The organism is Pseudomonas sp. BIOMIG1BAC, assembly GCF_001705995.2.
GTDB classification, from domain to species: Bacteria; Pseudomonadota; Gammaproteobacteria; order Pseudomonadales; family Pseudomonadaceae; genus Aquipseudomonas; species Aquipseudomonas sessilinigenes.
Genome location: NZ_CP049045.1, coordinates 2,423,729 through 2,435,511, shown reverse-complemented (window position 1 = coordinate 2,435,511; position 11,783 = coordinate 2,423,729). Strand labels below are relative to the sequence as shown.

The 11,783-nt window shown below is 51.9% G+C and carries 7 protein-coding genes and 2 pseudogenes; 6 read left to right on the top strand and 3 right to left on the bottom strand.

Annotated elements, in window-relative coordinates:
* Positions 1–172: 172 nt before the first annotated feature.
* Both ATY02_RS11565 and ATY02_RS11560 read right to left on the bottom strand, forming a co-directional pair.
* The gene (locus ATY02_RS11565; RefSeq protein ID WP_068579884.1) at positions 173–1,510 is read right to left on the bottom strand and encodes an aspartate aminotransferase family protein; all 1,338 of its coding nucleotides are present in this window, start codon (positions 1,508–1,510) and stop codon (positions 173–175) included.
* A gap of 22 nt (positions 1,511–1,532) precedes the next feature.
* A complete protein-coding gene (locus ATY02_RS11560) occupies positions 1,533–2,954 on the bottom strand; it encodes an APC family permease (RefSeq protein ID WP_068579886.1) in 1,422 nt (473 codons plus the stop codon).
* Between the two features lie 1,016 nt (positions 2,955–3,970).
* Between ATY02_RS11560 and ATY02_RS11555 the strand changes: the two genes are divergently transcribed.
* Positions 3,971–5,293, top strand: a complete 1,323-nt coding sequence (locus tag ATY02_RS11555; protein WP_068579888.1) for a hypothetical protein — start codon at positions 3,971–3,973, stop codon at positions 5,291–5,293.
* Between the two features lie 117 nt (positions 5,294–5,410).
* On the opposite strand, the pseudogene ATY02_RS36555 reads toward ATY02_RS11555, so the two are convergent.
* A pseudogene (locus tag ATY02_RS36555) lies at positions 5,411–5,950 on the bottom strand (PAS domain-containing methyl-accepting chemotaxis protein); the annotation flags it as partial.
* A gap of 783 nt (positions 5,951–6,733) precedes the next feature.
* Here ATY02_RS36555 and ATY02_RS11545 point away from each other — a divergent pair.
* The 5 genes and pseudogenes from ATY02_RS11545 to ATY02_RS11525 all read left to right on the top strand — a co-directional run bounded on the left by ATY02_RS11545 (position 6,734) and on the right by ATY02_RS11525 (position 11,748).
* The gene (locus ATY02_RS11545; RefSeq protein ID WP_068579890.1) at positions 6,734–7,114 is read left to right on the top strand and encodes a hypothetical protein; all 381 of its coding nucleotides are present in this window, start codon (positions 6,734–6,736) and stop codon (positions 7,112–7,114) included.
* A 1,298-nt stretch (positions 7,115–8,412) separates the two neighbouring features.
* Positions 8,413–8,571, top strand: coding sequence for a hypothetical protein (locus tag ATY02_RS11540; RefSeq protein WP_164823643.1), 159 nt, complete (start codon positions 8,413–8,415; stop codon positions 8,569–8,571).
* A 224-nt stretch (positions 8,572–8,795) separates the two neighbouring features.
* Positions 8,796–9,290, top strand: a pseudogene (locus ATY02_RS11535) (methyl-accepting chemotaxis protein); the annotation flags it as partial.
* Between the two features lie 571 nt (positions 9,291–9,861).
* On the top strand, positions 9,862–10,890 hold the full coding sequence (locus tag ATY02_RS11530) for an IS30-like element ISPsp8 family transposase (RefSeq protein WP_058182715.1): 1,029 nt from the start codon (positions 9,862–9,864) through the stop codon (positions 10,888–10,890).
* A 108-nt stretch (positions 10,891–10,998) separates the two neighbouring features.
* Positions 10,999–11,748 carry a hypothetical protein gene (locus tag ATY02_RS11525; RefSeq protein ID WP_068579906.1) on the top strand — a complete coding sequence of 250 codons (750 nt, stop codon included), beginning with the start codon at positions 10,999–11,001 and terminating at the stop codon, positions 11,746–11,748.
* The last annotated feature ends 35 nt before the right edge of the window (positions 11,749–11,783 follow it).

The window sequence follows — 11,783 nt, the reverse complement described above, 5'->3', positions numbered from 1 at the left end:
TGAATCAAAGCGACGACTTCACGCCTTGAATAAACGCGAGTCAGCGCAGAAATCGGTGAGCAGCAGAAAGGAAACACGGCCTGATACCAGACCACGACGCTCTGCCATGGGTTATCGGCGAAGAAGGCGACCTGCCCGTTAACAGACCCGCCGGACTGATACTTGCTTTTGGTCAGACGGATCCGTCAGGACGCAGGCGTGAAAGTACTTTGCAAACGGCCTCAACTGCCTGATCGGCTTCTTCACGCGAGATTGTCAGTGGCGGAGAAAGCACCAGATTCGTTGCACTGCTGATACGCACAATGACACCGGTTTCTTCGCGAATGACATCAGGAATGCGTATCGCTAGCTCCGGCAAAGACTGACGAGACTCCTTGTCGACCACCAACTCCAGAGCAATGCCAAGGCCGATCTGGCGAATCTCTCCGATGCAAGGGTGATCGCGGAGCGAAGATAGCTGCTCGGCGATGTAGCCACCCATTTCATTGGCGCGCTTGATCAGGCCTTCATCTTCGATAATGCGGAGATTCTCCAGAGCAATGGCACAGGCCACAGGATGGCCGCTGTAGGTATATCCGACTGGATAGCCATGCCCGTTACGGACGACGTCGGATACCTCGCGGGTCATCATCACTGCCCCGAGTGGGATATAGCCGCTGGAAATGCCTTTGGCAGTGACCATGATGTCTGGAACTACACCGAAGCGTTCTGCAGCGAACCAAGTGCCAGTACGACCAAAAGCAGTCACCACTTCGTCGAAAATCAGCAGGATGCCGTGCCTGCGCAATACATCGGCCATTCGTGTCCAGTAGTCCGACGGAGGAACAACCATTCCGCCAACACCCAGTATCGGCTCTGCAATCATGGCAGCGATGTTATTAGCACCAATTCTGGCTATAGTGGCTTCTAGCTCTGCGACGCAGAAGTCCGTTGTGTCCTGCCCCTCAAAGTACCAGCTACGATAGCTGTGAGGAGGCGTAAGGTGGGCGACATTCGGGATCCCCGGCCCAGTGCCCTCAGTCAGATCCGCAAAGCCGGTGGCTGTACCACCACCGCACGCTAGACCGTGATAAGCATTTTTTCGTGACAAGATCCAAGTGCGCTCCGGCTCACCACGTTTGTAGTGGTAGTAACGCGCCGTCTTAATCGCAGCGTCATCACCCTCCGAGCCGCCGCTGGTGAAGAAACTCATATCAAGATTGCCGGGTGCCAACTGGGCCAATTTCTCGGCCAGCTCGATGGCCCTGTCATTAGAAAAATCCCAGAAACAGGTAAAGTACTCCAACTGCTTGATTTGCCGTGCAGCTACCTCAGCGATCTCCTCGCGACCGTGCCCAATTTGGGCGAGCCACAGGCCACCCGTAGCATCAAGATACTGACGCCCATGGATGTCCCACAAAGAGCACCCCTTTCCACGAGTGAAGATAGTGCGGCTGGACGTGGTAATGGGCAAATGAGGATGTACGACATGCTGCCGATCAAGGCTGTAGAGATCGCCAATGGATTTCATTTCTTGTCTACCTCGCACTTACTTACAGGCACTGAGAATGTGTAGCGGAGCTCGCAGGTAATCGAATAGATTGGCGGCGACCGTTGATGATGCCAAGCAGTGCTGCGACCAGAACGAGCCAAGGCAAAAGTGTGGCAATACCTTCCTTGGCACCACTGAGCTCACCAAAATTCATGACAGCGAGCAGGACCACTACGAGCAGACCGCCGCCACCGAGAGCCGGTGCCACCAGCCCCTCCCAGAAACTGCATTTCTTGGTCTTGAGAGTGAATCCGAGTACAGCCATAGCACCTAGCGCTTGCAGCACCAGAACACCCAACGTTCCCAGCCCAACCATCCACATATAGAGATGCTGTATCGGGTCGGCCTTGGACAATATGAAGGCTCCTATGACCGCAACTGTGCAGGCAGTGAGTACAACGCTCGCAATATGCGGACTCGAATGTTTTGCATGAACCTGACTCAACCGGTTCGGAACAAAGCTGGAGCGCGCGAGCGCGAACAGGTAGCGGCACAAGGCATTATGGAATGACAACAGCACAGCAAACACGCTGGTGATCACGAGTACTTTCATGATCTCAGTAGACCACTCTCCGACATACTGGGTGTTCGCGTTGAACACGAAGTTGATCATGTCGGCTCCAGCCACAGCCTGAACATCACTATTTGCATAAGCCAAGCCCAGACACCAAGTGGTGAGGGTGTAGAACACCCCGATAATGGCTATAGCGATGTAGGTGGCGAGAGGAACCGCCCGCTTGGGATTCTTGGCCTCCTCCCCATATATGGTCGTCGATTCGAAACCAACAAAGCAGCAAAAGGCAAACATCAGAGCAACGCCCAAGCCGGGTCCAGATATCTCAGAAGGACGAAACCCGGCCCATGTGAAGCTGCTGGCATCAGTCTGCAGAATGACAGCAACATCGAACACTAGGAGTATCAGCACCTCAAGGACCATCAAGACACCGAGGATCTTGGCGGATACATTGACGTCCAAGTAACCGAACAAGCCAACTAGCGCGATGACGATTATCGCCACCCAACTCCATTCCAAATGGACGCCGGCAAATGAACTAAGGACGTCAGCGCCGAAAGCGGCAAATTGTCCATAGATTCCTGTGAGCATGCAGACATAAGCGAGCAATGCCACGCCTGCTGCTGCATGGCCCGCCATGCGCCCCAACCCATGATTGACGAGCTCGGCGAAACCACCGGCGCTCACTACGTGCCGGCTCATTGCTGCGAAACCAATTGCGAACAGCAAGAGCACTATCGAAGCGATCAGATATATGCCAGGAGCACCGGAACCTCCTACTGCAAACACTACTGGCCCAGCTCCCAGGGTGGCACCAAGCGGCGCTGCCGCAGCAATTACGAAGAAAACGATATCGGACACACCCAAAGATGCGGACTTTAGTTTTTGTTGCGATGCCCTCTGCTGCATAAAGGCCTCCTGTCACGGACCAAGGCAAAATTGCTGTTGTTATTGGAAGATCCATTCTTCGGCTCAGGACAAGAACCTGGCAATCAACAAAAACTGATCGTTCAATCGGGAGCGGTGATTGCAAGACTAAATAAACCAGATGTTCGGTAAAGAGAGGATGAAGCAGCAGGCCAGACAAGGCGTCGGATCGCGATAGCCCTGCAGGTCTAGACAAAGTTTTTTTGCAATGCGCCACAAACCGCGGCCAGCGGGATCAGAAATAACGACTAATCAATCGCATTCCTGAGATTGCCACCCACCACTCCCCCTGAAAAATCCGTCAACAGAACAGCGCCGAGATAAGCATTGGCAACGCACCGGGAAATATGAAAATGGGCTCAGTGCAGCAGCCTTAGTTGCCTGGAGCAAAGCTGTTCAACCTCTCCGATATCACTGTTCCATAGTTCGACACTCGCACACGCAACTCACGCAGATATATCCAAGAAAATCTTTTAAAAACAGACTGTTAACTATCAGATACAGCTATGGCATGAGGCTTGCGTAGGGGCTACCGGCGCTCAAGTTGCCAGACGACCTGCACCTTCGCTCAAGTTAGCCAACTCAGAGCGAGCTAAAAAAGACTATTAAAGGGGCAGTTCACAAGCCTAACCAAGCCCTTACGGGCGCTTAGTAAATGCCGGCTAAGACCGGCCATCCAAGCACTTCCAACACCACAACAATTAATAGGAACAGAACATGCCGCTGATGCCTCGCCCCAAGCAGTACATCCCACTGGCGCTAGCAATTGCTACCTGCCTTCCAGCCCACGCCTATGAGCTCTATAACCAGAACGGCAGCGTCCTTAACGCTGACCTCGAAGCTATATTCGCAGGGATAACAAAGAATACAGAGCAGTCGTGGCCATAGCCTTTGAGTAGCACCGGGCAATATTTACCCGACTGCCTAGACCAGCTCGCGGCTTGCCGAGTGCCCCCTGTATATAGGTCCTGGAGATTATTATCGTGACACACCAACCGATGCACTCAACGCTGCTCTATCGATCCGTTTCACTGGCGGTACTCGTAGGATTGTCGCCGCTCGCAGGCGCCCTTCAACTCTATGCAGATGGGCAGACCCAGATTGACGCCAAACTGCAGGCAGCCGCCGGAGCGTTCTACAGTAGAGAGAATTACGCTCAATCTGGCACGCGTGCTAAAGGATCTAGCAGCTGGCAAGAATCAGCGTTTCAATATGGATTAGATCTCAAACACTCCTCCAATAGTTTTGGAAATTCTTATGCGGCGCTGAACTGGGTGTCCACAAGGACTTACGGCGATGGAGATCCAGCTGGCTGGTCAAATGGCTCGGAGCGTACAACCAAGATTGAAGACGCATACATAGGTTGGCGGTCTGCCGAACTGTTTCCCCAGCTAGGAACTGACGGGATCGACTTCTCCGTCGGTCGTCAGAATATCGTCATCGGTGACGGCTTCCTCGTATCAGGAGACGCCTTAAATCTTGGCCGCGAGGTCGCCGACGGAAGGCAGAATCGAGGAGGAGCTTATTACCTGACCTCTCGCAAAGCTTTCGACCAGACGGTAGTGCTGCGCCTTGGAGGTAAGCAAGGCTGGCGGAGTGACTTGATGTGGCTGAAGTCAGATAATCCGGGCCAGGCTAAACCAGAGGTAGCTGTAGGTACTCTTGAACACGTGAATGAGAAGGGCACGATAGGCCTGACATATTTAAAAGTGCTTGATACCGATAAGGAACTGGCGGACCTTTTCTTCCCCGAGCGGAAGGGCATGAAGCAATACAGCGTCAGAGCGCAAGGCAACGCAGGTGTTCCTAATCTGTTTTTAGCAGGTGAATACGCCAGGGAACACAAGAGTAGCGGCGAAGAAAATGCCTGGTATATGGAAGCAGGCTGGACGTTTAGCGACCTGCCACTCAAACCAGTTGTGAACTATCGCTACAGCCGTTTCTCTGAAGGTTACGATCCATTGTTTTATGGCAACGGTCGAGCGTTGGGCACCTGGTACCAAGGTGAAGTCGCTTCCAACTACGCAGGTCCATTCAATAGCAATACGCAAGTTCATCATGTCGGCATCAAAGTAGCCGCGGCTCCTTCGGTAAACGTGGGCGCACTGCTTTATGATTTTTCAACACTCGACCGCAGTCGCAAAAACCTAGATGGGCGAGAGGCAGACCTGTACGCAGAATGGACGATAAATGAACACTTCACCCTATTGCCGCTAGTTGGCTTTTACAAACCCGAAAAAAGCGATGCCAGCGGCGGCACCCAATTGGGTAGCAGCGACACCAACCTCTATGCTCAGGTAATTTTGGCAGCATCGTTCTAAACAATTCGACTTAAGTGCATGGAGGCACTTATGTCGAAAGTAAGGCTAACTGGACAATTTATTGGCAGCTTAGGCTGCCCTTAAACTCTAAAGCGTGCAATAAAGTCAGTGCTTTTGCTGATGCAACATTGTCTGAATTTGGTGGGTGGCTTGACGGGTATTCTCAGCTAGCTTGCGTACTTCATCGGCAACTACGGAAAATCCCCGTCCCACATCGCCAGCTCGGGCAGCTTCTATCGCCGCGTTCAAGGCAAGCAAATTGGTCTGATCGGCAATTCCCTTAATTACACCAACCACTGCTGCGATCTGCTCGTACGTTGCCCGGTTCTGTTCGAGCATTTGCTTATGAGTTTCCTGCGCCGAGCGCTCGTCGGTAATGTCCCTAACAGCACCAATGACGCGACTCAATTTCCCCTGCTCATTCTGCACCGCACGCCCACGCTCTCGACACCAAATGTACTCGCGAGTCTTATGACGCATCCGGTATTCATACACGTATTCTCCGCTGCCATTAGGGCTCAAGATTTCACGCTCAAAAACGGCCTGGATCGATGACTGGTCGTCCGGGTGGGTGATACTGAGCTGTGTATCCCAACCATCGGGCAACTCTTGTGGGCCATACCCCATCAACACGCGGAACTGGTTGGAGAACCGCATGCGGCTGCCGGGGTCCTCGATCCGCCCATTCATCACGGTGACGTCCCAACACCCTTCAGTTAGGGTCGACTGCAGAAGCTCCCAAACTTTTGCCTCGCTTTCATGATGGCGAGTGCTCTCATTTAACTGCAGGATTAGCGAGTCCATCTCCTTGATGCGGTGATTTGCTTTTTCGAGTTCCTCACGTAAGCGTTCACCCTTCTGCTCGAACATCTCTAACTGATAAACCTGACGCGCCACAACCTCTTGAATCTCAAGCAACCCTTGTTCTGTTTTGCACTTTTCTATTTCGAGCTGCTCAAGACTTTGTACCAGCTCACAGTGGGGCTTTATCGATAGCGAATGACGTACTTCAGATACCTGCCCACGCAAGATTCGGTTCAATACTTCAGTTAGCTCACTCACCAGATTACTTTTGTTAAAGAACATGTGTGCACCGTTTGCCATTGAGCCCTTGATTGACGAATCTGACCCCAAGCTCGGATAAATTTCTTGTCCGCTTGCGCCAGTGAAATTGTTCGCTAACGCCAAAAAGACGCAGGTCGAAGCAATTCTTCTTTGGCACTCACCGCCTGGTTCATGGCCGAGAGAGCAAAGTTAAATCTTGACTTTTCCCATAGACTGGTAAAAACCTGATGCATTGATGCTGCACAGACGCTACGAAAGTATAATGCACAATTTGTCAGTCAACTGATTTTCGATATTCATCAGGCAGTTTTCGAGCATCAATTGCGAATGAAGGCTACCTAAGCCTTGACTCACGGAATAAATATCGGTCGAGATATGAAAGAGATTCGTACGGACAATGATGACTGTTATTTTCTCGTTCACCAATTGCAAGGTTCAGCGACTCTCAACATTGGGGAGTGTGCCGCACAACTTGAGCCTGGCGATATGATTGTACTGAAGGCGGCGAAGAAATCTGAATTTAATTTCCTAAGCTCGCCCTACCAAATATCCATTTGCTTACCGCGCCAGCTTGTCGAAAAAGCTTATTCCTCTCACCCCAAAATCGTGGGCAAAACAATTTCAGGAAGGTCCAACCTAGGCTCGGTTATCGGACCATTTGTGCAAGAACTCTTCACCTTGCTAAACAGTCCGCAAAATGAAGTGGAGGCAATGCACAAAGCGCTATTAGCGTTACTCAGACCTTTCGACGAATAATCAAAGGCACGCTAGGCGGACAACTATGATATTGGCGACCTCAGTAGGCTCTACCGACAGTAGTAGTCAGCACTTCAACCCCTACTTCCCCGATGAGCACCTAGAACTCCGTCGCTGCGTGATGGAGTTTAATCTATATGAGCGGTCAGCTGAGTCAGCGAACCGCTCTACAGCGACCCAGCAAGTTATGCTGTCGATGCTTTTACCGCGTACATCGGGCTTCGCATTGGCGCTCGCAGCCTGATGCTTGTCAGCCACAGACAATTAGCCGAGGCTGGCTTGTCACTATTATGGCGAGGACGAAAACGCATTCGAATATCAGGGCTGCCCGACCCGCATGACATTTTTTACTTGACTGACATTGCCTCCGCTATCAACCATCCGGCGCGCAATGGAGACCGACCTGATAGAAGCCGTATGAGCAGTTTTCTGAATATTTGCTACTCCTTTCTCGAATCCGCACCATGACACTCCGCTCCCTCTCCGTTGCCCAGAAAATCACGCTTCGCGCTAGTCTTCGTTCATTTATTGTCGTGGTCTTATTATTGGGCACCACCCTACTGCGGTTGCAAACAAGCCTGGATCTCGTGCGCGATTCAAGCAGCAGAATGCTTGACGAAGCGGCACGGCAAGCTCAGAGCTTCCAGGACGACTCCCGAGTTGCGCGCATGCAGTGATATTTTGATGCAGCAAATCTTTACGGCCTGGGATTTGCTCGCCAGGTACTTCACGCAGCGTGAGCTAGAGGAGCGAGGCGTTCCGGCCCACCTCCGGCGTGAAACACTGGTCTATCAGACACCATTTGCACTGCAACAGGATCCCGGATTACTGCAGCTATTTGTAGTATTCGAAACCGCGAACCGGATGGCGCGGATGCTCAATTTAGAGAAACAAGCAATCTTGGCAACGAGAGTGGGCGTTCGACAATCTATTGGGTTCAGCGCACGTCAAGTAAACTTGAACCTATAGTAGGCGATAAAAAACCTTAAAGGACACAACACTAGACGCATCGGGACTCCCATATAACAGCTGGTATAGCTATCCAATAGAAACCCGGAGAGACTGCATCAGTGAACCCTATTTAGATGCTCAGTCCAGCCACTATCAGCCTCCCGTTACTTTCTGAAGGAAAAGTCATCGATATTGCGGTCGCAGATATTAATCTTGATCAACTTCAGAAGCCCAGTCCGAAAGGTAGCCAAGCGCTATACGCGGGTCAGGAAAAAATGAGCATTGTATCTCCAAGGGGTACAGTATACCGGTGATAGTCAGGACGCCCTACGGATGAATTGGGAGTTTTGCCGAACGCCTTCAACACTATTCTCGACAAGCTTCAGCCGGTCATTCAAGAACTCAAGGATTGCGTTGGCACAAACCAATCGCTGGCCGACCGTTATGCAGTTATTGCACAGAAAACAAGTATGAGAATGCAGCAGCAGTTTCGTGAAATCGACTAGGTTGCCACTGCGTCCCAAGAAATGTCCGCCACGGCTAATGAAGTCGCGCAAAGTGCCGCGCAGGTATCCAGGGCAGCTCAACAGGCAGACACTGCTGCCCACGACGGACTCGTGGAAGTGGCACGCACTCGCGATAGTACTTTACCTAAGAGCTGGGCAATGCCAGTTTCAACTCTCAAAAATTGTCGGCCAATAGCGCTCAGATCGATTCGGTACTTAAAATCATCGAAGATATTGCTCAACATACAAACTTGCTGGCACTAAACGCCGCTATTGAAGCCGCTCGCGCGGGGAAGCAAGGTCGAGGCTTTGCATCAGTGGCTGACGAAGTGCGTCATCTTGCTCAACGAACCCAGATTGCAGTGGGCAACATTCAACAAGTAATATGTGAACTCCAGCATGACATCTCACGTATTGCCGAAGTAAACAAGGAAAGCCAACAGCAGACGCACGACAGCGTCGCTAATGTCGGTCAAATGGTGGAAACGCTACGCCTCGTAGGTGATGCCGTCACGACCACCACCCGTATGAACCTTCAAATTACCAGCGCGGCGGAAGAACAGAGCAGTGTTGCAGAAGAAATCATCCGCAGCGTGACACTCATTCGTGATACGACGGACTCACTGACTGAACAGGCTGCTGAGTCGGCCAGCGTGAACGACGCTCTCAACCAGCTAACAGCTCATCAGCAAGCCCTCATGCAAAGATTTCAAGCCTGAGTTCACTCCTCCGCAATCCAACTTAAAAAGCAGGCACTCCTCCATCTGAAGTAAATGAGTCTGCAGAGGTAAGCTGGCAGTTTCAGTCATGCGATTGGCACTCTGAAGCTTGTAGCAACGGCCAAATCTAGTATTTCATAGCTCCATCAATTACATTTGCACCACTGCCATATTATTTAGATCCTTAGAAGTAAAGCCGCACCTAACTCACTGGACAGTATAGTCGCCCCATTTCCCTTATATAGGTAATAGTGGAGTCGCTTCGGCAAACTAGATCATTTGAGCGTTTACTCATATACTCACACCTTCTTTACATCGAAAGGAAAGGCAGTTATTGAAAAAGCAAGACACAGCGCAAGGAAACTCAAAACTGTAAAATTATTCTCACAAAAAGCATCTAAAACTCAGGAAGCAGCAATGAAAGAATAACGAATTCCAAAGTACTTACACGTCAAAAAGTTTTATCTGAAACTGGAAATGAAATGGCCTCACCAAGTTGATCGACCGAAGAAACAGGGCGGCGGCAAAAACTGAGTGCAACACCTGACCTTTCCGGTACGGTGCTGCCCCTATGTCATATACCGAACTCAGCGTTGAAGAACGCGCCACCATCCAAATCGGCCACGCCCAGGGCTTCAGCCTGCGCAGGATTGCTCGCCTGATCAATAGGTCTCCTTCGACCATCAGTCGAGAGCTGCGCCGCAATCGAGATGTCTGTGGCAGCTACTCGGCCCGCGCGGCCCAGGAGCAGATGAAGGCCCGCCGCCAAGTCTGTCGACCGAGCCGAAAGCTGCTGCCGGGGAGCGAGCGCTTCGAACTGGTGGTTCATATGCTGCGTGAGCGTTTGTCTCCCGAACAGATTGCCGGCAAGCTGCGCCACATGAACATACCTAGCCTCAGAGATGCCTACGTCTGTCGCGAGACGATCTACAACGCGATCTATGCCCTGCCAGTGGGTGAGCTGCGTAAGGAGCTGATCATCTGTCTGCGCCAAGGCAAGACGACGCGCCGGCCGCGCTCTGGTGGCGTGGATCGGCGCGGCCAGATCCCCGAGATGGTCAGTATTCATGTGCGCCCGCCGGAGATTGAAGACAGGCTGATGCCGGGGCATTGGGAAGGCGACCTCATCAAGGGTAAGGCCAACGCCTCGTCCGTCGGTACGCTGGTGGAACGCACCAGTGGGTACCTGATGTTGGTGAAGATGAACGACGCGACGGCGACTTCGGCGCTGGAAGGCTTCAGCGCCGCGCTCAATAGCATGCCGCTGGAGATGCGCAAGAGCATGACTTACGACCAGGGCCGGGAGATGGCGCGACACGCCGAGATCACCCAAAGAACCGGCGTGGCGATCTACTTCTGCGACCCGCACAGCCCCTGGCAGCGCGGCAGCAACGAAAACATCAACGGCCTGATTCGCCAGTACTTGCCCAAGGGCACAGACCTGTCGGTACATAGCCAGGAGGAGCTGGACGCCATTGCGCTGCAACTGAACATGCGACCGCGTAAGCGCTTCGACTTCAAATGCCCAATCGAAGTTATGGACGAGGTGATGCAGAAGGCCATGGCTATGCGGCATGATGCTCCAGTTTCAATTCAATGACCGTGTTGCACTCAGCTCCTGCAACCGCCCAGCTAGCATGATTAGCTATTTACATTTATAGATAGTCGGTGCGAGGTCTATCCATTAGGAATGGAGGTCCGCCACGTTATGACTATTGATGTTTTCAATCCTCATAGCAAAAGCTTCTATCGCCCTATAGACGCGGCATTGCGCTGGTGCAACCTCACTCGCTACGAAGCCCAAATAGTCCAGGCGGACTGGTCTCGCCCCGAGAATCTTGCAGTCCTATTTCCCCAGTGGCCCAGTCTCCATATCGCTATCGAAAGGATTTTAGACGCCGTACGCAATGGAGAACTGCCTTATGGATGCATCGGGGTTTCGGTTCCTTTCGGAAGCTATGTAGAACCCTATCAGCTGACCATTCGCCACTCAGACTTACGCCGCTGGATGGAAATTCATTACCCCGACCACAAACCCAGTTTTTTATTCGAGTACGGTGAGGATGCTCCTGCAAAGGTCAGCCTCGGAACTTTCCTCTCGTTGAAAGCAGATCGAGATGAGTTATCGAGAGCGTTCAAAGCGCAACAGCAACGCATTCAAGAAATCTTGGGAGAGCTCCAGTCGATTGGACTTGAAAGAGATGATCTCAAAGCCTTGGCAAAAACGAATGGCCAACTCAGTGAGCGCAGCGAACTGACGTATCACAACATCATTGGGGCATTGGTCAGCCTTCTCTTGGACCATTCGCCCGCCGGAAAACCTCTTTCGGTATTCACGAATCAAGCAGCCATCGTTGACGCCATTGTCGCCCGTCACAAAAATGTGCCCGGCCTCAGCAAGCGCACGCTGGATGAAAAGTTTGCCGTGGCCAATCGTAGCCTCAAAAAAAATAGTTGATCCGGTCAATTGCATTGCAACAGGCCTGATTGCAA